General features: G+C 37.4%; 21 protein-coding genes. 16 read left to right on the top strand and 5 right to left on the bottom strand.

The genetic code is table 11. The features are described from left to right. Window positions 1-32: 32 nt before the first annotated feature. From O0V13_RS10030 to O0V13_RS10015, 4 genes are all read right to left on the bottom strand, one after another. Window positions 33-1,799, bottom strand: a complete 1,767-nt coding sequence (locus O0V13_RS10030) for a RagB/SusD family nutrient uptake outer membrane protein (RefSeq protein ID WP_268034848.1) — start codon at window positions 1,797-1,799, stop codon at window positions 33-35. Window positions 1,800-1,810: 11 nt separating this feature from the next. Next, window positions 1,811-5,323 (bottom strand): SusC/RagA family TonB-linked outer membrane protein, encoded by a 3,513-nt coding sequence (locus O0V13_RS10025; protein WP_268034847.1) that lies wholly within the window; start codon window positions 5,321-5,323, stop codon window positions 1,811-1,813. Between the two features lie 175 nt (window positions 5,324-5,498). Next, complete coding sequence (locus tag O0V13_RS10020; RefSeq protein WP_268034846.1) at window positions 5,499-6,509, bottom strand: FecR family protein; 1,011 nt, start codon at window positions 6,507-6,509, stop codon at window positions 5,499-5,501. 108 nt (window positions 6,510-6,617) lie between these two features. Then, window positions 6,618-7,235: an RNA polymerase sigma factor gene (locus O0V13_RS10015; protein ID WP_268034845.1), complete on the bottom strand. Its 618-nt coding sequence runs from the start codon at window positions 7,233-7,235 to the stop codon at window positions 6,618-6,620. 392 nt (window positions 7,236-7,627) lie between these two features. Here O0V13_RS10015 and O0V13_RS10010 point away from each other — a divergent pair, with 392 nt between their 5' ends. The 16 genes from O0V13_RS10010 to O0V13_RS09935 all read left to right on the top strand — a co-directional run bounded on the left by O0V13_RS10010 (window position 7,628) and on the right by O0V13_RS09935 (window position 24,165). Next, entirely contained in the window at window positions 7,628-9,817 is a 2,190-nt protein-coding gene (locus O0V13_RS10010; RefSeq protein WP_268034844.1) for a tetratricopeptide repeat protein, read from the top strand. After that, window positions 9,814-10,551 (top strand): LytR/AlgR family response regulator transcription factor, encoded by a 738-nt coding sequence (locus O0V13_RS10005; protein WP_268034843.1) that lies wholly within the window; start codon window positions 9,814-9,816, stop codon window positions 10,549-10,551. The genes O0V13_RS10010 and O0V13_RS10005 overlap by 4 nt, the downstream gene beginning before the upstream one ends. A gap of 212 nt (window positions 10,552-10,763) precedes the next feature. Next, window positions 10,764-10,988 (top strand): hypothetical protein, encoded by a 225-nt coding sequence (locus tag O0V13_RS10000; protein WP_268034842.1) that lies wholly within the window; start codon window positions 10,764-10,766, stop codon window positions 10,986-10,988. 17 nt (window positions 10,989-11,005) lie between these two features. Next, on the top strand, window positions 11,006-11,572 hold the full coding sequence (locus O0V13_RS09995) for a hypothetical protein (RefSeq protein ID WP_268034841.1): 567 nt from the start codon (window positions 11,006-11,008) through the stop codon (window positions 11,570-11,572). Window positions 11,573-11,681: 109 nt separating this feature from the next. Continuing rightward, complete coding sequence (locus O0V13_RS09990) at window positions 11,682-12,887, top strand: hypothetical protein (RefSeq protein WP_268034840.1); 1,206 nt, start codon at window positions 11,682-11,684, stop codon at window positions 12,885-12,887. Window positions 12,888-12,889: 2 nt separating this feature from the next. Beyond that, window positions 12,890-13,975, top strand: coding sequence for a trypsin-like peptidase domain-containing protein (locus O0V13_RS09985; protein WP_268034839.1), 1,086 nt, complete (start codon window positions 12,890-12,892; stop codon window positions 13,973-13,975). Then, window positions 13,965-15,023, top strand: coding sequence for a hypothetical protein (locus O0V13_RS09980; protein ID WP_268034838.1), 1,059 nt, complete (start codon window positions 13,965-13,967; stop codon window positions 15,021-15,023). Before O0V13_RS09985 ends, O0V13_RS09980 begins: the two co-directional genes overlap by 11 nt. Before the next feature lie 109 nt (window positions 15,024-15,132). Continuing rightward, entirely contained in the window at window positions 15,133-16,554 is a 1,422-nt protein-coding gene (locus O0V13_RS09975; RefSeq protein WP_268034837.1) for a hypothetical protein, read from the top strand. 4 nt (window positions 16,555-16,558) lie between these two features. Beyond that, a complete protein-coding gene (locus O0V13_RS09970) occupies window positions 16,559-17,689 on the top strand; it encodes a hypothetical protein (protein WP_268034836.1) in 1,131 nt (376 codons plus the stop codon). Window positions 17,690-17,779: 90 nt separating this feature from the next. Beyond that, window positions 17,780-18,049, top strand: a complete 270-nt coding sequence (locus O0V13_RS09965; protein WP_268034835.1) for a hypothetical protein — start codon at window positions 17,780-17,782, stop codon at window positions 18,047-18,049. A gap of 8 nt (window positions 18,050-18,057) precedes the next feature. Next, the gene (locus tag O0V13_RS09960; protein WP_268034834.1) at window positions 18,058-19,083 is read left to right on the top strand and encodes a hypothetical protein; all 1,026 of its coding nucleotides are present in this window, start codon (window positions 18,058-18,060) and stop codon (window positions 19,081-19,083) included. An 18-nt stretch (window positions 19,084-19,101) separates the two neighbouring features. Continuing rightward, the gene (locus O0V13_RS09955) at window positions 19,102-20,973 is read left to right on the top strand and encodes a hypothetical protein (RefSeq protein WP_268034833.1); all 1,872 of its coding nucleotides are present in this window, start codon (window positions 19,102-19,104) and stop codon (window positions 20,971-20,973) included. Further along, window positions 20,970-21,695: a hypothetical protein gene (locus tag O0V13_RS09950; RefSeq protein WP_268034832.1), complete on the top strand. Its 726-nt coding sequence runs from the start codon at window positions 20,970-20,972 to the stop codon at window positions 21,693-21,695. Before O0V13_RS09955 ends, O0V13_RS09950 begins: the two co-directional genes overlap by 4 nt. Before the next feature lie 19 nt (window positions 21,696-21,714). Beyond that, window positions 21,715-22,281, top strand: coding sequence for a LemA family protein (locus tag O0V13_RS09945; RefSeq protein ID WP_268034831.1), 567 nt, complete (start codon window positions 21,715-21,717; stop codon window positions 22,279-22,281). A gap of 3 nt (window positions 22,282-22,284) precedes the next feature. Next, complete coding sequence (locus O0V13_RS09940) at window positions 22,285-23,094, top strand: DUF1266 domain-containing protein (protein WP_268034830.1); 810 nt, start codon at window positions 22,285-22,287, stop codon at window positions 23,092-23,094. Further along, a complete protein-coding gene (locus tag O0V13_RS09935) occupies window positions 23,095-24,165 on the top strand; it encodes a DUF3137 domain-containing protein (protein ID WP_268034829.1) in 1,071 nt (356 codons plus the stop codon). 342 nt (window positions 24,166-24,507) lie between these two features. Here O0V13_RS09935 and O0V13_RS09930 read toward each other — a convergent pair. Beyond that, window positions 24,508-24,887: hypothetical protein (locus tag O0V13_RS09930; protein ID WP_268034828.1), on the bottom strand; the 380-nt coding region annotated here is incomplete at its 5' end.

Genomic DNA, 24,887 nt, shown 5'->3' with positions numbered 1-24,887 from the left:
GAAAATAAATCTGGAGATCAATTTAATTCTGTTTATTCCCAACCTGGGTTTTGGCCCAAGTTTGGATTCATGATTCTGTCATTTTCAGGTATAGGATAAAGATACTTTTTATCCAACCATTCACGAGCTCCAGGATTCCAAAGAACCTCACCTGAGGTACCATTGGAAAGTTGAATCCTCCCTGCTGCTGACGAAGGAGTAACATCCACAAAAGCTATCGCAGGATTAGAGGACTCAGGTCTATCCCCTTGATAGAAATAGACATCCATCACACCATCTTCGTTGAGATCATACTCACCCAAAGCAGGTACATACATTCCATTCATTGGAGCCTGTTCGAAAAGCTCTCCGATATGCCATCTTCTCAAATCATCCGGTCGTAGTCCTTCGAACACCATTTCAACTGCTCTTTCTCGGATCACTTCCAAAAGAATAGGATCAGTGAATTTACCTAAATAATAATCAACGAGATATGGATCTGCTTCGGAGGGTACAGTAGTCAAGGTTGAACCGGTAATTCCAGCTCTTTCTCGCAAAGCACCAATTGTTTCTGACCAATCACCAGGAGTCATTGCTCCCAATTCAGCCAAAGCTTCGGCTTTGTTCAGCAATACTTCAGCAAACCTCATGATAATATGAGCATTGTCATTTCGGCTTTCATCATCATATGGAAAACGCTCATCGTAACACCACTTTATCGGTTGATAGCCAGTAAATGTCTGGGTAAAATTAGGTGGAGCAACTACAGAAACACCGTTTTCGGTCCGATGATAATCACCCAATCTCACCGTCTGCTTCAGCCTCAAATCCCTATTTTTCACCTCATCTACAAAAGGCGTATTTTGATATCCAGCATCAGAAGTAAATGGAGTCCCGTCCAAATTGAGATAGGTGTTTACAAACCCTCTGGTAAGGCTAGGTCTGTTCCCATAAGTTGGACTGATAAATCGACGATTGGCAGAACTGAAAACCTGTAAACTTGCATCCAAGGCAACAGCTAAAATTGTCTCATCAGCATAAGGAGTTTTTGCAATGAACATTTCCCTATAGGAAAGCTCATTATTCGCACCCTTATGAAGAGTAAACCCAGTGATTTCATTGGCTGTATTTACAACTTCTTCATACCATGCATTTGCTGTTCCTTGCATGCCGTATTCAGTATGGTATTTTCTAAAAGAAGCCTCAAAAAGAGCAATTCTAGTTTTATAGGCTCTTGCTACATTTTTGGTGATTCTGGTAGAAGAAGCATCTGAGGTTAAGCTTATATTTTCAATGGCAAAATCCAAATCCTCCAAAACCTTTTCCATCACTTCAAAACGATCATCTCTACCACCATAAAGCGTCAAGCTATCAGCGATATCAATGGTACGATCTATCCATGGTACATCTCCAAAGCGCTTTACCTTATCAAAATAGAATAAGGCCCTGAAAAATCTAGCCGTTCCGATATAGTGATCCTTTTCAGCTACTGGGCTATTTTCTGCATTTTCGATGAAATAATTAATATTTCTCAAAGCAGACCAAGACCAACCAGAACTGGTAACAGGACTCAATGCATTTACAGCCAAATAGGTATCCACACCATTTCTTGCTACCAAATCAGAATTGTCATCTCCTTGGAAAACACCAACATCGGTTCCTGGCAAGATATTGTAGAAGGAATTGCTATAAAGCTCCAGCCCGCTTGCTGAACCGAAAATAGCCTGATTATCTGCTGTATCTACTGGAAATTCATCCAGATTACAAGATGTGACAGCAGCAATCAGTAAAATTGAAAGTATATAATGAAATAGTTTCATGATAGTTCAGATTAGAAATTAACGGTTAGTCCAGCTGAGAATGCTTTTAGCATAGGATAGTTATATCCATCGCCACTGGTACCACCACTTAAGTCACGGTCAGAGCCATAGATACTAGTTACATCTGTATCTCTAGTCCATTTGTATAAAGGCGACCAAGTCCAAAGATTCTCTCCAGACACATAGAATTTCACATCAGTTGCATGGATTTTCTCTGTTAGGTGCTTTGGAAGTGTATAGCCGATTTGCAAGTTTCTCAATCTCACGTAAGCAACGTTTTGAAGGTATCGGTCATTCGGAGTACTTAGCACCCTGTTTCCTAAAGCAATATAACCGACTAACCTAGGAAGATAGGCATCAAAATTTCCCAATTCCTCTCGGAACATATTCTCTTCATGCCAGCTTGGATATTGGTTGTAAGGTCTGTTATACTGTCCCCAGAAACGAGACTCTCCAAATGGATACCAATCTTGTTTCAAGACGCCTTGGAAAAATGCCCCGATAAAGAAACCATTCCATTCAGCATTTAAATTAACTCCATAAGTATATCGAGGCTCCGAATTGCCAATAATGGTCTTATCGCCAGAATCACCTACTTTATTCAATCCATGGTAGATAATATCATCTCCATCCAGGTTTTTAAACTTCAAGTCCCCTACATAGTTCTTTCTAGTATTGGTATTTGGAATATTGGATTGGGACGGTGAATTCAAAATCTCCTCTTCTGATCGGAACAACCCTTCAACTTGATATCCCCAAATCTCTCCGATTCGCATACCTTCATAATAATCCGTGAGGTTTTTCTCAGCGTTATTGTACTTGGTGATATAAGCTTTGTAATCAGACATGGAAAGTCTCACGCTGTAATTGAAAGGTTTTTCCCCCATCGTGAATTCATCTCTCCAGGTCACAGTGGCTTCCCAGCCAGTTGTCTCCAAGTCCGCGTAATTCCCTTTTGGAACTGTGGTACCATAAATTGCTGGTAAAGTCGGACCATTTGTAAACATATCAGAAGTCCAGCGACGGTACCAATCCCCCGTAAACTGAAGTCTGTTTTCAAGCATTCCAAAATCCAAACCTAAATCGGCCGTGGTAGATGTTTCCCAAGTCAAACCTTGAGGAACTACCCCTGGCATACCTGTAGACTGTGGACGCTGTCCATTGATAATTCTATCTAATTGAGAGATGGAGAAGTTTTCTGTAAATGAATAAGGACGGATGTTTCCATTCCCTAAAGAACCATAAGAGGCTCTTACTTTCAGATTCGAGAATAATTTTGGATTTACTTCCCAGAAGTTCTCCTCAGATACGGCCCACCCTACTGATGCAGATGGAAAGAATGCCCACTGTTGTTCGGTTGGAAATTTAGAAGATCCATCATATCGTCCATTGACTTCCAACAAATACTTTCCTTGGTAATCATAGTTTACCCTGAAGAATGTTCCGGCAATGGCCCATTTTTGATAACCTCCATTGGTAACAATACTTTGTCCCAATGCCAAATTGATATCCTCTGCATCTGGATAAACAATACCATTTCTTCTGGTAGTCAAATTCTCATAAACAGAAGTCTCGTAGTTGAATCCCAACAACAAGCCTAGGTTGTGAGTATTGTTAAATGACTTCAAATAGTTCGCATACAAGTTTGTAGCGTAATACTCCGTGGTATTTCTTCTGTCCTGAAGATCATTCGTATTGGTACCGGTATAACCAGTCACACCTTCATATCTGCTATAAGGAACCTGCACGCGCTTTTGGAAAGCCCTATTGTCTCTTGTTTGAAAAGTGAAATTTCCGTTAAGAGTCAATTTTTTATCAAACAATTCAGCTTTGGCAGCCAATCTGTTTTTCAAGAAGCGCTGCACATTATCGATAGCATTTTTTCCAATGTAATAATCACCAACTGTATATGCTGCAGGGAAAGAAAGTGAGCCATCAGGGTTGGTCAAAGGTGCCAATGGGTGTCCTTCATCTGCCATATTTCTCCAGATACCACTTCCTTCACCCACGTTAAGAGGCTGATGATAAGTCATATGAGAATATTCAGTATTGTTTTCTACCTGAAGCCACGGAGTCAGTTGAATCGTACCTTTTGCCCGAAGGTTATACATTGCATAGGTGTCAGTATTGTATCTAAACAATCCGTCCTGACCATTATATCTACCACTGACATAGAACGTAGTCTTTTTGTCTCCACCTGTCAATGTCAAATTATGATCCTGAGCAAAAAAGCTATCCTTGTACAATTGCTGATACCAGTCAGTACTGTAAAAATATTGATATTGACCTGTTGCTGGATCTACCTCGATTCTTGGTAGCGATGGATCTTCCCATCTTCTTTTGATTTCTTCTAAATATTCAGGAGAAAACGACAAAGTCTTGTTAATGGAAGTAGGGGTTCTTCCATTGTCATTCCAATTGGACCAGGCATCGCTAAAGCTTTTTGCCCAAGGATAAGATTCAGTGATATTATCCGGAACAGCTGTTGGCGATTTTGCTGAAAAATTGGAAGAATAAGTGATTGAAGTCTTTCCTTCTGCTGCTGATTTGGTAGTAATCAAAACTACCCCAAATGCTGCACGGGCACCATAAATAGAAGCTGAAGCAGCATCTTTCAATACAGTAACACTCGCAATATCATTAGGATTGAGCATTCTTGGATCACCTTCCACTCCATCAATCAGGATCAAGGCGCTGCCTTGCTGTCCAATTGAGGTAGTACCACGAACATTGTATGAAGGAGATTGAGTTGGTTTCCCATCCAACATTTTGATGTTAAGGTTAGGAATTACCCCAACAAGACCTTGGGAAACGTTTGTTATTGGACGGTTTTCGAAGACCTCTGAATCAACTTGGTCCACAGCACCTGTTAGGTTAGCTTTCTTTTGCTGGCCATATCCAACAACTACGACTTCTTCCAAATCATTGGCAGTTGGTCTCAATGTCACATCCATGACCGATGCGGCTCCTATACCCAATTCCTGAGTTTCATAACCGATAAATGAAAACACCAAAACCTGCCCTTGGGGAGCTTCCAGGCTGTAAGCACCGTCTAAGTCCGTCACAGTTCCTTTCGTTGTTCCTTTTACCAAGATTGAAACACCTGGAATAGGCTCTCCGAATTCATCTTTTACCACACCAGAAATTCTTATTTCGGCGATTTCCTTGGTAATCAAATTCACTTTGGAATCGTCCTGAACAATGACACTAATGGTATTGTTCACCTGCTTAAACCTCAATTTGGTTTGTTTGGCAACATTGTACAAATGCTCTTCTACAGTCTTTCCAGCTTGGAGATATTCGATTTCACCTGAATACTTCAATGCCTCTTCTGTGTAGAAGAATTTGAATTCTGAATTTTTCTCGATGGCCTTAAAAAACTGAAGAAGCGTTTTTGGTTCTTCTTTCAATTCTACAACTACCTCATCTATCCCTTTGATTTGGGCTTTGGAAGTATTTGCGAAAAGTGGAGTAACAGTCAAGCATAAAACTGCTATTCCTCTGGCCAATAGTTTAATAGACATAACTATTAACGGTAATATTTTTTGCATATTTTTGGATTGAATAGATTGAAACATCGGTTCCCTGGCTCCAGACCGCAATTCTGATTTGTCAGGGATTTAATTTGTTTTGATTTGACAGGAGCGTATTGCCGTACGTTCCTGTTTTTTTGCTTTCTTATTTTTACATAGGCAGTAGTTAAAAATTGATTGTGATCATCTGATCTTCCATCTCAAATTCAAATTCAAGGGTTTCCCCCATGACCTTTAGCACATTTTCCAGCGACTCTTGAGGGTCAAATACCCCAGAAGCTCTCAGTTCTTTAGGTTGTCCTTTGACGAAAATTTCGACTCCGTACCATCTCTCTAAAATCTCTTTCATTTCGAACAAAGAGGCGTCTTGAAACTTCAGAATCCCCTTAGTCCAGAGAATCTTGTCCACCCCAGAGACTTGGTATTTTTCAAGAACAGGAATAAAGGATGACAGAAAAGATTCCTCTCCCGGGTTTAACTCTATGAAACCATCCTTCCCTTCTTGATTGAGTTTCACTTTTCCAGTCAAAAGGGTCACCGTTACCATCTCATCAGAATGAAAAGTGGATATATTGAATGAAGTCCCTAGAGCTGTAGTCAGCACTCCTTTTGCATCGACCGTGAAAGGGTGAATAGAGTCTTTTGCTACTCTAAAATAGGCTTCCCCTTCGAGGGAAATATTCCGGTTTTCTTTGAAGTCATTGGGGTATCGGATGCTACTTTCAGAATTGAGATATACTTCTGAACCATCCTCTAAAACAATTTTGGTCTTTTTCCCTTTTGCGTTGGATTTGGTGATAAACTGCTGCTCAACCAAAGGAGACTCCTGCACATTTTGATTAACACGATTCTCTAAAAAATAGAAAGCGACCAAACCAAAGATCAATACTGCCGCTGCTACTTTGGTCCAAGTAGAACTATCCAGCTTTCGAAGGAATGGCTTCTTCTTTATCTGCTTTTCAGAATCCTCTTTACGTTTTGAAATGATTTTATGCCAAAGCTTTTGCTGATCCCATTGGATTTGCTCATTCTTTACATCAGAAACCCATAATTGGATAATCTCACGGTTCAATTCCTTTTCTGCTTCTGCACTTTCCAGAAACCTTAAAAACTCACGAACCTCTTCTTGATTCAATTTTCCTTCGTAAAAATCCTTGATCTTATTTTTGTAGTCCATATTGGGCTTGTTTCTACCCTATATAGATCCAGAGCCATGGTTATACTCATTAACCAAAGAAAAATATTTGGAAAATAATTGTTAACGCCAAATAATAATTCTTAACAATTACTTAACAAGATGTTTAACAAAATATTCAAAACCTAAAAACCAAACACTTACTGTAACAATTTCCCATTTTTTCAATCCTTCCTTCAAGGATTTTGTGGATCGAAAAATCTGGTTTTCAACTGTTCTACGAGAAACATTCAATTTTCGGGAAATCTCTTCAACTGATTGATTTTCTATATGTTTCAGTTTAAAAACCTCTTTTTGAGCAGGTGGCAACTGATCAATCAAATCCATAGAGATTCCGTGAAATTCAGAAAAAATCAAATCTTCATCAGGACCACTTATGCTCTTCTCTTCTTCTATAGGTATTTGGTATTTTTGGAAAGCAAAAAATCGAGCTTCCTTTCTTACTTTCTTTATGACCAAAGATTTGACGATGGCCAGCATATAAGCATTGACTGATCGCTCTGGATCCAATCTTTCCCGATATTTCCAAATCTTCAAAAAAACCTCTTGAACGATTTCTTCGGCTTCTTCATGCTCAAGATTCATCTTTCTCGAAGTATGGTAAATCTTGGTGGAAAAAAGCTCATATAACTCGGCAAAAGCCGATTCATCCCCTTGGGAAATCTTACTCACCAGCTGCTCCAAATTGACCTCATCAAGTTTCTCCACGATTGAAAAGTATTATGCCTTATCCAAAATAAAATAATCCATAAGCCTCCTCAAACACCTCTTGTCACATGTAATAAAAAGGTAATGTGGGATTAAAATAAGTTTCACAGACTCCTCGTTCTACCTCCCCGCTATTAAAAAATCTCATTTAGGGAAAATTGCTCAGCCGAACGAATATTGACTGAAATGAGACGCATATTTTTTGAAATACAGGTTTCGTTCAGAAAACTCCATCATTCTTACCAAATAGAGATAGAAACAATTATTTTGGTCAAGACTAGAATCCATAAACCTTCAGCTAATCCAAAAAGGACATATAACGAGCATAAATCCTTTGCCAAATTCCATTTTCAAACTTGGGAAGGATCCTAATCAACATTCTCAGAAAAAACATGCAATTCACTTTTAGAACTGTTCTTACTTTACTGTTTTTCTTTTTGATTTGGACAGTTTCAATCGCACAAACTCAGACAATTGATAGTCTAAAAACAGAATTAGAACTTCATCCAAAAAAAGATACCATCCGAGTCACCCTTTTAAATGACCTGGCATTTTCGTATTTCAGTAGAGACATTGCCAAATCCATAGCCTACTTGGACGAATCTAAAATGTTGGCCGATGCTCTAGATTTCACCAAAGGACGGGCCAGAGGAATTTACATCAGGGGAATCACCGAGGCAATACAATCCAATTTTGACCAAGCCCTTCAATATTATGATATGGCACTTAACCTGTATGAAGGTATACAGTATCAAAAAGGAATAGCTAGCTCCTACAATGCCATGGGGATCACCTTTAGAAACAAAGGTGAGCTCAGAAATGCGATTGCGAATTTCAAAAAAGCAATCACCATAGAAGAACAAATCGGAAGTGACAATCTTTCTGCAAGCCTTTTGAATTTAGGAACTGTTTATGAAGGCCTAGGTGAATTTGATGAAGCCATTACCTATTTGGATAAAGCGCGTGCAATAGCTGAGGCTGATCAAAACGAACAACGGGTTTCCTACAGTTTAAATAATTTGGGAAATGTCTATATGCAATTGGGCAATTATCCTCTCGCCCATGAGAAATTCAAAGAATCGCTATACATGAATGAAAAGTTAGCGGATAGTATCAGCATGGCCCATAATCTTGGAAATATAGGTGCGGTTTATAAGATTCAGAAAGACTTTGAGAAGGCTATGGATGCATTTGATAGATCCTTGGGAATCTATGAACGAATGAATAGTAAGCAGGGCATTTCCAATACCCTAAATGGAATCGGAACCATTTATGAAGATTTGGAGGATTATGAAAATGCCTTAAAAAGTTATTCTAAAGCCTTAGAAATAAGTAAACAAATAGAGGCAATCAGTGAAATCCCTCCTATCCTGAATAATATTGGCGGCATCTATCTAATTCTTGAAGACCTTGAAAATGCAAATTTTTACTTTTCTGAATCAGAAAAAGTCAGCGAAGACATTGAAAACAAAGAAACCTTATCTGGAGCCTATATTGGGAAATCCATAATTTATTCGAGACAAAAAAAATATAATCAAGCATTGTCCAATGCCCAGAAAGCCTACGAAATATCCAAAAATTTTGGTTTTTTAGACCATCAAAAGGAAACCTCGGAAATCCTTTCTAAAATTTACGAAGCAAGAGGTGATTACAAGAGGGCACTCGAAAACCACCAACAGTTTAAAATACTGAATGATAGTCTATTTAATAAGGAGAATGTAGAGAAAATCGCCCAATTAGAATACGAGTACAAATACAAGCAGGCATTGGATTCGGCAAACATCAGAGAGCTAAGGTTGACAAAAACTGTACTGGACACCTCCCAAGATTTGGCTAAAACTAGACAAAATTACCTTTGGGCCATCATTGCTGTATTATTGATTTCTATTGTTTTAGGAACCTTGATTTTTATAGAAAAGCTTAAAAATGAAAAATCCAAAACCAAGAATGTAATCGTGGAGCAAAAGTTACTTCGTTCCCAAATGACCCCACATTTTATCTTCAATTCTCTGTCTGTACTTCAGGGGATGATTCTCAACAAAGAGGAAAGTAAATCAATAAACTACCTTTCCAAATTCTCCAAACTACTTCGAATCATATTGGAAAACTCCAGGGACAAATTAGTCTTGCTTTCTAAGGAAATTGCAGCCATAGAAAACTATTTATCCCTCCATAATCTGGAAGACAATCAATTTGACTATTCCATCTATGTGGACCCGCAAATTGACACAAAATCCATGTTGATCCCCCCCATGTTGATTCAGCCATTTGTAGAGAATGCAATCGAACACGCCTTTGAGGGACAATCAGGGGATAGTAAAATTGACATTTCTCTTACATATGAAGAAGAACATCTTACCTGTACAATTGCTGACAATGGTGTAGGGATAGCCTCTCAACAAGGAGGCCAATCAAAAAACAAAAAATCCTTATCTACCACCATTACTTCAGAGCGGTTAAAAATTCTCTCCAAAGATTTGAAAATGAAAGGAGACATGAAGATCGAGGACAGATCCAACCACAATGAAAAAGGAACAATAGTGACTTTAACAATCCCATACAAACCAACCCAAGAATCATGAATGCCCTGGTCATAGAAGATAAAGCCTATATCAGAAAAGGACTGATTAACTTGCTTAACTCAGTGAGTTCTGATATCAATATCATTGGTGAATGTGAATCTGTAAAAGAGGCGGTAATAGTTGCCAAGGCCTGTAAACCCGAACTGGTATTTTTGGACATCAACCTTTCGGATGGAACAGGATTTGATTTTTTGGATCAAACTGAAAGTCTGGACTTCAAGGTCATTTTCATCACTGCCTATGAGGAATTTGCACTTAAAGCACTGAAAATCGGAGCCGTAGACTACCTGATGAAACCAGTTGATCCGGAAGAGCTTCAACTCGCTTTGAACAAAGTACAAAGCAAAAGTTCAGTCCAACAAAAACAAGAGATCAATCGAACAAAGAAGGTTTGGTATCAAGATGATTCCACCCTTGTACTTTCTTTAAGTGACAGCTTCCAGGTCATCGATCTTTCTGAATTATTGTATTGCGAGTCTGACAAAGGATATACTACTTTTCATCTATCAAATGGAAAAAAATACATTGCTTCCAAACCCATCAAAACCTATGAAGAGCAGCTTGAAAAAGTTCATTTTACCAGGCCTCATCAATCTTTCATGGTAAACCTGAAATTCATTGATAAGTATGATAAATCAGGCACCATCTTTTTAAAAAATGGAAAGCAAATACCCGTATCCTTTAGAAAAAAAGAAGCTTTCCTGGCTACATTCCTAGAGTTCAACAGGCACTAGAAATCCAACTATACCCAAAATCATCTTCATTTTCCATTTTTTTAAGAAAACGAAAACTCAGCGATTTTTTACAAATATAAAGCTGGGCATGACGGATATAGACCGGCTATTTTTTCAAAACTAAAAACCTCCAATATTGAAATAAGAAGTTAGGAATTCAAGGAATCGTATTTCCCTTGAAGCAATTTTTAAAACCATAAAAAACAATACAAATGGAAGACATCAAATTAAAATTGGGAAAAGGAGGGTTAATACTAGCAGCGATGGGCATAATGTCCATTGTACTCTCAATCTTCAATTACAATATAAGACTATTGGCTTGGGTAGACATGTGGGGCACTGGAATGGGCTGGGTAATTCGTATCCTATTGATCGGGGTAGGTGGAGCTTTATTCTACATGTACGGAAGGGATACCGAAGAAGAAGAAGAAGACTAATCTTCAACATTCAAGAAATGAAAAACCTTAATCTACTTTGTCTATTTCTCTTGCTGGCATTCCTCAATGCCTGTAGTGGTGGCGCAAACGATCAGGAAGCAAATGCGGATGGATTTCTTGTCATAGAAGAAGCACTGAAGGAGCAATTTGGTGACAATGCCTACTACACCGATCTAAACATCAGCCATAATAAATCGATTGGAAACATCATAGCAGTGACAGCTACAAGTGATCCAGCCTCTCTAAAAATGGGCCAGTGGACACATGCCAATGACACCTGGACTCAAACTTCTGATATCACTTTGGAAGTACCAGTAGGCATGCAAGCCTCTGACTTTATGTTCCGATTAGGTGACCCAATCGACCTCGGGAAATTGGGAGAGTTGGTAGAAAAATCCAAAGAAAAATTGGAGTCGGAAAAGGAAATTCCAAATCCTTCCCTTCAAATGGCAGTTGTTAAAATCCCAAAAGACGGTGAAAGATCAAAGATAGAATACCTAGTGTTACTACAGCCAGAAAATGGAGGAACGACCTTCACCTATAGCTATGACCTATATGGAGAATTCATTTCCATGGATTATTAAAGAAAGACCACTAAACCAACTAAGTTTTCTCTTCAATCTTTAAGGAAACGGAAACAATATTTTTCAATCAAGCTAGAGGTCATCTGAAACTTTAGCAAAAACAAAAACCATGCATAGAAATTTAAGCTACTTCCCTCCCATCAATCCCAAAAAGGCATCCACAAAAAAGGATGAAAAGTGGGATGAATCAATGGCCTTATTCAATTCCGGAAAATATGAACTGGTTGTCCCGACACTTTTAGACTACATCGATAGTCATCTGAAGACCAAGAAAAAGGGAAATACCTATGAAATAGCACACGGATCTGTTGTGATATTCATTTCCCAATTAGACCAGGAACTGATCATCAAATGTCCATTTTTAAATATAGAAGATGCCAAGAAAGTACCCCTGATGAGACGATTGGCGGAGTTGCGGATGAATCCACTCAATCTGGCCAATTTGGTGTTAGAGGGAGACATGGTGTTTTTTACATTTTCTTGTCCCATTCATCTTTGCGAGCCTTATAAAATTTACAGCGTCTTGCGCGAGATTTGCCTTTATGCCGACAGCTATGATGATGAATTAATCGAAAAGTTTGGTGCGGAGCATCTTCATGAACCAATCATCTCGCCGTTCCCTGAAAATTTAAAAGAGGAAGCATTCAACAATAGTCAGACTATTCTCTCAGAAGGTATAGAGAGGTTCACCTATTACATGGAAAAAAGACAATCTTCCAATGCCTGGTATACACTCAATATCACTTTCAAAAAGTTGGAGTTTTACGCAGAACCTCAGGGCTATTTAAGAACACTAATAGAGAAAGCCGTGGTTGGAATTCAGGATCGAAGAATTCAATTTCATACTAGATTACTCAATGGAAAATCAAGTCTGGAAAAGCTGAAAAACTATCCCAAAGAAAAATTCTTGTCCGATCTCTATCAGGCAGAAACTTTCGTCCCACACAAATACAGCGGTAAAAAAGAGAACATCAGAGAAAACTGGGAGGATAGCTATTACGAGGCCAAAGATAAAATTTCAAATCTCCAGTTTGAAGATGCCTGCAACCTGATACAATCCTGCTTTTATGGCCTTTTCTATTACAATCTGGTCAATGAATCAATCAGCAAACCCATTACTGACGCTATGGCCCAAGCAAGCCAAATGGATTGGAATCTTGCAGCCCCAATTTTAATGAATGGAATGGAATCCATCATGGAGGACTCCTTATTTGGGGACGAATTCGGTATGGATCTATCCAAAATCATGGGTTCTCAAATGCAAGAATCGATGGCTGCAATTCAACAGATGATGGCAAACTTTAAGACTAATTGAAAATGAACACCATACAAAATTTAGAAAATTCAGTTTATAAAATAAATACGGCATTTGGCTCTGGGACAGGGTTTTACAGCTTCGAAGACAAAGTAATCATCACCAATTTTCATGTCGTTTCAGGTAGTTTATCTGTAAGCGTTGAAGATGGTGAGAAAAACAGATATCTGGCAAAAGTCATTTATGCAAACCCCGGGAAAGACATCGCTTTTTTGAAGGCGGAAAATCTCCCTATTCCTATCCATTCCGTCAATACAAACCATAACACCATAGTTTCTACAAGAGACAAATTGCTGGTGATGGGATTCCCTTACGGAATGCCTTTTACAGTAACTGAAGGGACTGTTTCTAACCCTCAACAAATTATAGGAGGCAATGATTACATTCAAACAGACGCTGCAATCAATCCCGGTAATAGCGGTGGTCCTGTCATCAATGAAAAAGGAGAATTACTTGGAATCGTTACCTCAAAGTTTTCTGATGCTGACAACATGGGATTTGCGATTCCGATGAAAAGAGTCCGTGAAGAACTTGAAATCATCGATCAGCTTTCAGAGGATCTAACCATCGGCTGCCCCAGTTGTAATTCCTTGATTTTTGAAAAGGCATCCTATTGCCCCAACTGTGGAAATGACATCGAAGAAAATTTGTTTGAAGAGAGTCCTATCTCGGATTTCAGTGAGAAAGTGGAAAAGGCCATCCTGAATTTGAAAATAGATCCGGTTTTGGCTAGGACTGGAAGTGAATATTGGAGATTCCATCTAGGGAGTGCTGAGATTAGGATGTTTGTCTATGACAACAACTACCTATTTGCAACTTCTCCATTGAATGAGCTTCCAAGGAAAAACCTAGCAGAGATTTATGAATATATCATGCGCACAGATACAGGAGAACATCGCCTCTCCATCTCTGACAATCAGATATTTCTATCTTATCGGGTCCATATCAGCGATTTGTATTCCCAACACAATGATAAAGTTCTAACTAATCTGGCTCAATTAGCTAAAAAAGCCGATGAATTGGACAATATGTTTATCTGCGATTTTGGAGCAAAAATGACAAAATTCAGTAAGCAACATGAGGCTTAATCCCCCTCACATATTGCTCATTTCATTGATTTTATCGAGCTCTTGCAATGCTGTCAAACCAACAGTGGAAGAATCAAATGTCTTTAAGAGCCTCAATCAAATCAACTATCCTTTTGCTGAAATCAAAAATGGAAATGGGACCAATACCATTTCCGATTTTTTGCAAGATGAGGAAATTTCAAATTTGGAGAATTGGAAAAAATCGGCAGGTAGTCCAGAAAGATTGCTACTATCAGAATGTGTGGGCTGCTCGGATAAATTCAGCGAGTTCAATCCTATCTACAAGGTGAAAAAAGGAAAATTCATTCACTTTGGTCTGAAAAGCAGTCAGGGTATTCAAAACTTGGTTTTTAGAAAAAACGGAACCTTTAGAAACCAATTTTTCATGTTCGAAGGCAGTTCTCAAGAGGAAATTGATAATAAAATTCTAAATCAGGATCTAGGGGAATATGAAGTCATTGAGAGTGTTTATCCGAAGGATTTTGACAAAAAGAAAGTTTACTTAGAGCTAGTGGAATACAATAGCTTCGCAGGCATAGAGAATTGGTACCAAACTCCGTTACCTACCAAATTAATATTTGAAGGAGATTTTCAGGAAAAAGAACCTGATTTACCTTTCAAGTTTACCAGTGGGCTTTATAGCTTCCAAGGTGAGGACCAAAGCGGTGAATTTAGGATCATTAATTTTTTTGAGCCAATTTTTATTGCTAATGCAGTGGATTTTAATGAAAATCAGTCTTTTGAATCTAGCCCATTTGGTTATTATGCCAATGCTACATTTTTCCTGATTTCTCTAGAGGAGGACAGTAAAATAGAAATAGTCATGGATTCGAACCATCCAAATCAAAACTTTCAGTTTTCGATTTTAAAAAATGATTCGTTCCGCACTTTGGAAGAATATCTAAACTTGGATATGGTCAAAACAGATTCATTCAGTAAAATTTTGAAAAAAGGGCAGTATTTGATCCGGGTGATCGATGAGAATTCTGATTTTGAAGAGGGGCTTTTATACAAAATACATATTGTCAAAACCTTTATCGATCAATAGAATTTCCAATGCAATTTGAAAAATATAAAAGACAAACCTTGTGTTTATACTGATTCTGGTCATACTCATTACGCTTGTAATTCTTTTCCTTTTATTGGGCATTAAATTGATGAAGTGGACCTTTAAAAGTAAAAATCGAATTCAGGTTTTTTTTGTCTTAATGGCACTTGGTGTTACAGGTATCCTTATCAACCATTTCTTTTTAAAAGACATGCGGTTTATCCAGTCAGAGGTATATCCCAATCTGTATTTGGTAAAATACCCTGATGAGAACTATTCAGTAGTAGAAGAAGCCATTAAAGAAAAAATAAGGGAGCATTTAAAGTCCGAACATAAAATCGGAAAAAAACTTTCTTATACGGGAGAAAACGCCATCTACTTTTACGAGTTGGGAGGAATGACCATTGGATTTCTAGGTGATGCCGGCACGGGCTATTTTATAGATCATGAAGAGGACTTGGGTGGCTTTGTAAGTGAAGAACTGGGCATGTATATCAATTATAGGTTGGCCGAGTTTTACTATGAATCATGCCTTCATGACAGTTCGCTGTATTGCGGAGAAATCAATTTTTTCAGAGAGGGAGAACATCATAGAGTGGAAAATCTTACCAATCTTATTTCCATCGATATTGAGGGGAAAAATCCTCCGGATTCACAAAAAAAGACAAACCAAGACAGCACTTTACCGCTCCATGGATTATTGGATAATGAAGCTGTAGCTACCTATTATCCCGAAATTTTAAGCGAATTTGATTTCAATGGAAATTTCGATTCGAAGAGAATAGCCTTGACAAATGACAATGAGGCTATTTTAAGTCTATTGAAACATACAGATTCAAATTCAGACTATTTCCTTTATTCCCATGACCAGAACTTCAAGGTAATTGACTCCTTCTACATTGGAAAGGCCATGGATTTTGACAATGGCAAAAGCCTGACTATAGATTATAAGACCAGTAAAGACAATTCGTTGGTTTTTAATAAAGTGACCTGGGGATCGGACCTTCAAGACAATCAAGATGATATTGATACCCTAAGCCATGAATCCATTGTCCTCCAAGTAAATCAAAAAGGAGAGCTTGAATATTCTATTTTAAAGAATCCCAAATATTCTGTTTTGGAGGCATATAACAGAAGCACTGCTACCGAGGGAATCAAACTAAGAGACAAGCCTGATGGCGATGTAATCCAAGTTCTCAATACAAAAGGAGATGGCTATATAATCAGTATAGTCAGTGGAGAAAATGGTTGGTTGCGGGTTTTAGAAATTAAGTCAATAGAGGATGGTGTTTTTACTATACCGCAAGTTATTGCATGGGTACATCAAACCGATTTAGGAATTAGAGCAAACCGAGAAACATCGGTCTTTGACAGCCTAAAAACTGGAAAGCAGATTGGCATAATCCCAATGGACTCGGATTTAAATATTATCGATTTAAAGCAGGATTGGGTAAAAATCGAATATCAGGGTTTAACAGGCTGGGTAGATTCAAAATCACTTTGTGGAAACCCTGTAACCACTTGTTTTTAAGCTTATGGAAAAACTTAAGAACATAAGACCTGGGTTATTGATAGCCTTCTCCCTGATGATTATAGGCTGTAAGAATGGTAATGTAAATAAAGAAAGGGTAATTGAATCATCACAGAAAGCTTCTCAGACCAACCAGCTTATTTCAAATCAGACTTTTGATAGTGAAAAACTAAAAGAGGCCTATAAGTCCAAAAACGAAACTCAATTTTTAGAACAATTTCCAGCTGATTTTCAACAATTCCACGAGTATTTCGGATGGAACATTAAAAGGGGTCAACCCAACGAGCTTTACGAAGAAAGTTACACATACATACGTTACTTTTTTGATTTGCTGTCTCAAAAGAGGTATAGAGAATTTGAATCAAAAATATTAAGTATTACGGAGAATGGGTTCTGGCAAGAGGATGTGGTGAATTATTTTCAAGATTTTACATTGAAATACCTCAAAGTTGAGAAAAGGTATGAGCTAATTAATAATCTATCCTCCAACAAGGCAAAGTCTGTTCTTTTTTTCCTTTTCGACGGACCACATCCAAAGTTTGATTCCGATTTTGCCTCCTATCTCAGCCCTACAAAACAAGAAATATTGGAAGAGCTTTTTGAGTCGGGGTTTTTCGATGACAATGAAAATCCAGATCCAATAGATTTTGAAGGATCAAAAGCCTACAACATATCTGATTTTGAGAATGTGGAACACTATTTCATAAGGGATATCGATATAAACAACGACAAGTTTCCTGATAAAATAGTAAGTGCTTCGCGATATCAAGGAGATGAACTTTTTCTCTTTATAAAAAAGGGAGAAGGATATGAGTTTGCGCTTAAAACCATCAATTTTTCAGAGGATGGAGGCAACCAAATTGTGGACATACAATCAGAGCCAGGCGGTTTTGTAATTACCACGGCATTTCCTGATGGTGGAATATTAGAGGCCTATCATCACATAAGTTATGATGACCAAAATTGGATCTTGACCCATTCTGTTTACAAGACCCAAAGTAGCAATCAAGAAGACGCTTTTATCTATGTCTGTGATGTAAAACAAGGATTAAATATGGCCGACGACTTATTTTCTGAACAGATCAAATGGATGCCTGGGGAAGCAGAAAGGGAAGTATTATGTACCAAAGAGTAAATAAAGTAAACAAGTAATTTGACACTCATAAAACACATATTGACCTACCTATTTTGGATCATATTATCCTTGTTATTAGGAATGATATATATGAGGATTGTATTGGGTCCAAATGATGTATCAGAGGATGGTTATTGGTATTTACTTCATTTGTTTTTTGATATCGGAATGTTGCATGTAGGCTTTTTGATCGGAGTTGTAATTGCTTCATGTTTTTTATTACTGGATGTGTTTTATCTCCGAAAGAAATTGAGAAACAACCCTCAAAAAATCACAATTCAGATCGTCGTTTTATTGGCAATTACTGTATCAGTAGCCATTGTTCATTATTTTCTGGAAAAAGTAATAGATGTCATCTAAAAAAAAGAATGAAATACCTGTTTATCCTATCCTTTATTTTTCTCTATTCCTGCCAACAAAGTGGCCATAAGAAAACCATCCCTGAGATTGAAGATTCTAAAGGGGGTTTGGCAAATGAAAAGATGGACACTTTAGAAAATCAACAGGAGCAAAATCAACCTGATAGCATAATCTCTCAGTTTGACCCCAAGCTTTTTAACAGATTCCAGACAGACACCCTAAAATTTATTGACTACCAGGATGACTTTGATTATCGGTATCTAATCGGAGAAAAAAATGGTAAAAACCTCTCTTTTGTCTACAATTGGGATTGGACAGAAAATCAAGATTACAATTTCAGACAGGGAGACTTGATCCTCATTCAATGGAAATTGGACAGCATTCAAATGGCTGGGGACGAAGAGATTGTAAAGCAAGAGAAACGAGTCCTTGAAGCAAAAAAAATAGCTTCTGGAAAGCTCCCTATTCAATTTCTTACAAGAGTGAATAGATATGATGAATCAGTCAAGGCAACAGTCAGTGCTATCGTCATCAATCAATCCTTCCTTTACAATATCAGCCAACCGGAAAGGGCTGCTTTGGGCTATGTCGCTTATAATATTGGAAACGAATGTGAATGGGCTGAGGACTCTGATGGAAACCGGATTCTCTACTGCCAAATAGTAAGCGCATTGAATCTGGATTATCAGTGTTCGGATACCCAGTTGAACTTTTTAAGAAAGTGGTTTTCCAAGGACAGCGTGGCGTCTGATAATCTGAAAAGCTGCCCTACAATTCCCAATACTGCAACCATTCAGAGCACTTTTGACGAGATTCTAATCGAAAAAGATGAATTCAAAAAAACGATTACTGTCAAATCTAAAATTGACAAGGTAAACCTACGGGAATCAAAATCTTGGGCTTGGACACAGACCGATCTGTTTGAATACACCCAAGATCATATCTCATTAATCGATTCCAAAATATCGGTTTTAGTGGAAAATGAAATTGATTTAAATCCTGATCATGATCATGATCATGATAACGCCTATTGACAAAGATGCAAACCCATTATGAAAACACTATTTATAGCATTGTTTTTTTTAATCTTTTCCTGCGGTCCTAAAAACCGTCAGGAAAATAATACTCCAGGAGCCATTGAGCGAATAGATGGAGCCAAAAAGGCTATGACCCAAAGTGTTGAAAATGGCTTTTTTGATATGCTTGATTCTGCAAAAAAGAAAAAACTACCCCAACTGGAGAAAACCAATTTCGACAGTTTCACCGATAAAAAGGACTATAAACAAATTGATGTCAAGGCATTGAAATTAGATCGACTGTACCCTGAAATCAATTTTGAAGATGCCAATTTCAAGGCAATCGACCTATACACCCTGCCAATTCGGGAAAGTTTTCATTCTGTGGTAGTAACTCTTCTAAAAGGTGAAAATGAAATGGAAAGCATTCTCATCAATTACAATGCTGATGGAAATATTATCGATCATGAATTGGTAGCCTATGATGATATTGCCGAAAGCATGTCACAGGTAGTATCGCGAATCAGTGAAAGCATGCTTACGGTCAACCGAATTTATTGGGGCAATACCAAAGAAGTCGAACAAATAGAGTTCGAAATCCGATGGGATGGCACCATTGAAAAAGTAGCGGCAGCAAGCCTAAATGAATTCTTTAAAGATTTTGAGCTGATTGATGATGTTTTGACTGAACTAAAATTGGATTGGGTGAACACAAAATCCAATATGATCACGACAATGGTTTACCCCGAAAATCCGAATGAGACAATACTACTCATCCCTGAAATAGTCGATGAAGGGGAACAATATTTTGAACTCAACAGCCATATTGTAATTTTCGACAACCAAATCGGAAAAATAACGCACAAGTTTTTTGAAAGTAATCATAGCAATCAATGGGTCTCTGATGCAATTGAATTGCTCGAAATAAGCATTGACTCGACCCAATATCCACTTTCCACCGATCAAAATGCTTTTGGAATTCGTGTCGATTATTTAGGATCGTCAAGGGTAAATCCCTATTCAAATGAAACATTGTCGCTGTTCATTAAATCAGGTGATAAGCTTGAAAAAATCCTTTCCAATTATTCTATTAAAGATTTCGGAGGAGAATGGGATGGCGATTGCAATGGTGAATTTGTTGGAGAGGAAAAAATAGTATTCTCCAGTCCAGATAAAACCAAGGGCTATTTTGACCTTTTAGTCAATAAAAAAATCACAGAAACAAAAAACAATACAGATGAGGAAGAGGATTGTCAATATGAAAATACCTATCTCATCAAAAACTCAATCCTGAAGTTTGATGGCACGAAGTATTCCGAAGTTGAGGGTAAAATTGAAACCAAATCCTATTCACAAATTTATCCCCGGAAACTAGAAAACTTCCAACTAGACAAATTCCATGTAGACCAGGCTTTTGAATTAAATGGTCAAAAAATCATAACTGGCAATTACATTCCCGAAAAGGGGAAGCATTATAATCCATCAGATGAATCAAAATACAATTGGGGTGATCGATTGGTAGCCCTAGATTCTTTAAACAACATAATTTTTCAGTCACAAGGCTATGGCGACTTCTATCTTTTTGAGCCCCATTTTTATAAAACTGACGCTTCCAATAGAATCATTATTATATGCCAAAAAGCTTTTGAATACCCTTTTGGTGGAGAGGTCTTTTTTCTTGAAAAAGGCATTCTAAAACACATAGGAACCCTAGATATCGAAGATACAGAGGAAGAGAAATTCCTAATCGATATAGTAGATATTCAAGAGATAGGGAACAGTCTAGTTTTCTCTATTAAATCAAACCAATTGACATTGAAACCCGGTGAAGAAAACAGCTCCCTTATCAACAATGCCATATATCTATATCAAGGGAATCAATTGCTTTTAAAGACAAATAGCCCATGACTAATATTAAAACTCACTTTTTATGGCTGTTTTTCCTCGCCCATGGGCTAATTGCACAAAGCAAATCCAGATATCCTGAATTGTCTGGAAGTGGAAGTTGTATAGAAGAATTGATTCCATCGGGCTGGCAATTATTATCTGAAGTCAGAGGAGATCTTAATGGGGATGGACTCGAAGATGTAGTCTTTGCTATTCAAAGCCCTATAAAAGAAACTATAGAGTACAATGATGGGTATCAAAGTGATACAGTAAATATAAATCACAGATTATTAGGGATTTACTTTGGAAAACGAAAAGGGAAATTCAAAAAAATATTGCAATCCAACACCTTTATCATCAATAGATATACTCCTGTGATGGATGAACCATTTAAAGGCATTGAGATAAGCCCAAATGGTGAGCTTCTAATTAATTTTTATATATGGGAATGCAGGGAATGTACTTCCTGGTCATCCTATGAATACCGATTTAAATATCAAAACAAAGCATTTGAATTGACAGGATTCGAAAAAGTGGATATGCAGAGGGTTTCCGGTAATGAAACTAGCTATACTATTGATTTTCAGAATAGAAAGATGACAATAAATTCCTCCGGTAGTGATGAGGAAAATGAAGAGAAAGTACTCCAAAATCAAGTCATAAAATTTGAATTATCTCAATTACAAACCATAAAATCATTGAATGAACCTTTCAAATGGCTATTTCAAAATCTACACATATGACAATTAAATTATTTAAGATATGAACACAAGTCTAATGGTCTTTTTAGCAATAACGGCCTTGATTGTAATTATTGCTGTCATTATCAATAACAAAATCATTTTCAAAAAGAATCAAGTATCCCAAGCCTATGGGAGTATTGAGATTTATTTGAAAAAGCGATTCGACCTAGTACCAAACTTGGCTGCTATGGTCAAAAAATACATGGCGCATGAGAAGGAAATTCTTCTAAAAATCACTGAACTCAGGTCCCAAATAGAAGGAGCTACTGACCAAAAAGAAAAAATTAAAGCTTCCAATCAGCTGACAAAGATGCTAGGCGGACTGAATATCAATATAGAAAACTATCCCGATCTCAAAGCAGACAAGCAATTCCATCATCTTCAATATGAGGTAAGTGAGATGGAAGATCAAATCTCGGCAGCTCGAAGAGCATACAATGCCGCAGTGATACAATACAATAATCAAATCCAGATGTTTCCTTCCAACCTAATCGCAGGGCTCCGCAAAGATGAAAAATCACTGTTTTTGGAGATCCCAAAATCCGATCAAAAAGAAGTAAACCTCGATCAACTTTTAAATTCATAAACCATGCAAATGTTCGAAAATCTACCTTGGTACGGGTATGTCATCCTTGCTTTGGCAATCGCCTCCTACGCTTACAAATATTTTAAAATCGGCAAAGAAGAATACGATAAACCTGATTTTGAGAAAGCCAAATTCAAAAATTCCTCTGATAGTAATATTGATCTGGAAAAGCTCTTTTCTCTCGCACTTTATACCCCGATATCAGAATGGTGGGGAGCCTATACCAACACTTTGATCTTTAAAGATGCCAAAACTATTCAACCCTATTTGGAAGGTTGGAGCATAGAAACCCCAGCTGGTTACTGGAACTTGACTGAGTATTTCATGAAAGACGGAAGACGCTGGTATTTTGACTTTATCACCCAAATGATCCAATCTGAACCCAAAGAGAAATGGGAAGAATTGATGGATCAAAAGTTTGGAAATAACGAGCGGGCTCAAAAATATCTTGATTTATTAAGCTCAGGTGAAATATTAAATGATTTGAAGGAAAAAGGGATTATCACCTTTGATTCCGACATGGAATTGGGATTGGCAGGATATGATGCTGCGATGTTGGTCGGCCAAGCAAGAATTGCTTTCACTGGTAATGTTATTTCAGAGGAAGAGGCTTGGAAAGTCATTGATTTTGCAAAAGGCTTGGCCATAGAAAACTTCAGTTCCTGGGAGGATTTTGGAAAAAGCTTTGTAATGGGTTTTGCCTTGGATATGAAAAGGGATTATAACAACTATTATCAGGAGGTTTGCCACATCTACAAACAAGTATTGAATGATCAATCCAGCCCTTGGAACACCATTAACTGGCCTTCATAAATGGATCAGCATTTACTTCAGGAAACATTTACGGAGGTCCAAGACTCATTAAAGGATATTCAGTCAAAGAGAAAAAAGACGCATCTATATCAAAAAATCACTTGGGGGATTACGGGTATTTATATTTTGTGGATGATCTCCATTCTGGTTTCTCCTTATATATCAGATTTAGGTGAGCCTTTCGGAGACTTTGTAGCTTCGATTCAGCCTTCGGCAAATAATCCATATGCTCAGATCTTGCCATTTGCAGGGTTGATGATATTGATCTATTTCTCCACTTCCTTTTTCATTCGAGCCTTTCAGAAATTCAAAACCCAAGAATTGAAAACCATGGCAAACATGGTTCAAAAGCTATTTCCTGATTTAGAATTTACCCAGGGAGCCAATGCCCCGATAAAAGAGATACAAAGCAGCAAGCTATTTGCCTGGCTTAAAAATGATGTTCCTGTTTATAGTTTCGGTCAAATGCGAAGCAGATCGAGGGAAGTGGAATTCAATCTTGCTGACATTGGAATTATAGAAAACAACCTATCCAATAAAGCTATTGGAGCCTTGGGGCAGGTTCCAATCTTAAATCTCATAGTAGTCATTTATCAATATGTGTTCAAAAATCTAATTTCAAATAATCTTCAGGATAATCTCCCCTATTCATTTCGAGGGATGTTTTGTTGGCTAAAATTCAGAAAAAAGCTTGAAGGCCATACGGTAGTTTTCTCCAGAAATCAAGGAATCAAATTGGATAGATGGTCCAGCTTTAGGTTTAAAGAGGAGCAGGAGGTCTTTTTGGAGGATCCCCGATTCACTGAAAATTTTATTGTTTATGGCACAGATCAAGTTGAGGCTCGATATGTTTTGTCCACCTCAATAATGGAGAGAATTCTTGATTTGAAAGAAAAGTTTGACCGTCCTATTTTTCTTTCTTTTCAGAATAAGCAAATGTACTTGGCTGTCAAAAATGAAAACGGACTATTCTCTTTTCCGTCAGGGAATTTGGAAAGGATTCAGGTATTGGAGGAATTAACAAAGGAGATAGAAACGGCATTAGGGGTAAAAGCCGATTTAAGGTTTTGAAAAAAAGAAAAACCTTCTCTTTTTTAAATCAAAAAAGACAGCCCATTTGGACTGTCTTTGTCGGGGTGATAGGATTTGAACCTAAACACATTAATACCTCGCAATCAAATAGTTACAATGATAAATTATTATCAGGTCACCTTTAAAGTCTCATTTCCTTTGAATTATTTTGGTTCGTTATGAGTAAGACAAGTTACTAATTCTTTTTACTATTTTTCCAAATCATGTGTTTCTTACTAAAAAGTAAAAAGTAATAAAGATTTATTAGACACTATCCTTATTTAAAAAATCCCGAGGAATTCCCCGGGATTAAAGTGTCAAGTTAATCTTTAATAGTTTATATCAGGCAACAATCCATTCACAAGTAACATCAAAACAACTATTGTAATAATCAGAACTCATTCTGTTTTCAATAATAAATTTCAAGTAGTTACATCTTAATTTTTTTGTTTTCACCTTAACAACCAATGTGACTTCATCCTCCTTTTCTGTTTCAAGATAATGAACGGCTTGCCTTAGATTATCCATGCTAGTATGATCAATCAGATCATAAATTCTTATTCTAGATGAAATCTCATTTGGAATATTATCATCTTCTTTAATTCTAACTATTTCGTAGGATGGGCATTTTAAAATAAGATTAACTCTATTCTTGCTTCTAGTTGGTTTATCTTTTTTCAATTTCGATAGAATCACTTTATTTCCTTTCTTCTTTTTACATA

Source organism: Algoriphagus sp. PAP.12, assembly GCF_026652115.1.
Classification (GTDB): Bacteria; Bacteroidota; Bacteroidia; order Cytophagales; family Cyclobacteriaceae; genus Algoriphagus.
The sequence above is the reverse complement of the archived record's forward strand: the minus strand, read 5'-3'. Positions and strand labels throughout refer to the sequence as shown.

Coding starts and splice junctions, on each gene's coding strand:
- O0V13_RS09960 (WP_268034834.1), top strand. CDS start 18,058: ATGAAATACCTGTTTATCCTATCCTTTATTTTTCTCTATTCCTGCCAA.
- O0V13_RS10025 (WP_268034847.1), bottom strand. CDS start 5,323: ATGTCTATTAAACTATTGGCCAGAGGAATAGCAGTTTTATGCTTGACT.
- O0V13_RS09940 (WP_268034830.1), top strand. CDS start 22,285: ATGCAAATGTTCGAAAATCTACCTTGGTACGGGTATGTCATCCTTGCT.
- O0V13_RS09995 (WP_268034841.1), top strand. CDS start 11,006: ATGAAAAACCTTAATCTACTTTGTCTATTTCTCTTGCTGGCATTCCTC.
- O0V13_RS09935 (WP_268034829.1), top strand. CDS start 23,095: ATGGATCAGCATTTACTTCAGGAAACATTTACGGAGGTCCAAGACTCA.
- O0V13_RS09955 (WP_268034833.1), top strand. CDS start 19,102: ATGAAAACACTATTTATAGCATTGTTTTTTTTAATCTTTTCCTGCGGT.
- O0V13_RS09980 (WP_268034838.1), top strand. CDS start 13,965: ATGAGGCTTAATCCCCCTCACATATTGCTCATTTCATTGATTTTATCG.
- O0V13_RS10020 (WP_268034846.1), bottom strand. CDS start 6,509: ATGGACTACAAAAATAAGATCAAGGATTTTTACGAAGGAAAATTGAAT.
- O0V13_RS09970 (WP_268034836.1), top strand. CDS start 16,559: ATGGAAAAACTTAAGAACATAAGACCTGGGTTATTGATAGCCTTCTCC.
- O0V13_RS09975 (WP_268034837.1), top strand. CDS start 15,133: ATGAAGTGGACCTTTAAAAGTAAAAATCGAATTCAGGTTTTTTTTGTC.
- O0V13_RS10000 (WP_268034842.1), top strand. CDS start 10,764: ATGGAAGACATCAAATTAAAATTGGGAAAAGGAGGGTTAATACTAGCA.
- O0V13_RS09945 (WP_268034831.1), top strand. CDS start 21,715: ATGAACACAAGTCTAATGGTCTTTTTAGCAATAACGGCCTTGATTGTA.
- O0V13_RS10030 (WP_268034848.1), bottom strand. CDS start 1,799: ATGAAACTATTTCATTATATACTTTCAATTTTACTGATTGCTGCTGTC.
- O0V13_RS09950 (WP_268034832.1), top strand. CDS start 20,970: ATGACTAATATTAAAACTCACTTTTTATGGCTGTTTTTCCTCGCCCAT.
- O0V13_RS09965 (WP_268034835.1), top strand. CDS start 17,780: ATGAGGATTGTATTGGGTCCAAATGATGTATCAGAGGATGGTTATTGG.
- O0V13_RS10005 (WP_268034843.1), top strand. CDS start 9,814: ATGAATGCCCTGGTCATAGAAGATAAAGCCTATATCAGAAAAGGACTG.
- O0V13_RS09990 (WP_268034840.1), top strand. CDS start 11,682: ATGCATAGAAATTTAAGCTACTTCCCTCCCATCAATCCCAAAAAGGCA.
- O0V13_RS09985 (WP_268034839.1), top strand. CDS start 12,890: ATGAACACCATACAAAATTTAGAAAATTCAGTTTATAAAATAAATACG.
- O0V13_RS10010 (WP_268034844.1), top strand. CDS start 7,628: ATGCAATTCACTTTTAGAACTGTTCTTACTTTACTGTTTTTCTTTTTG.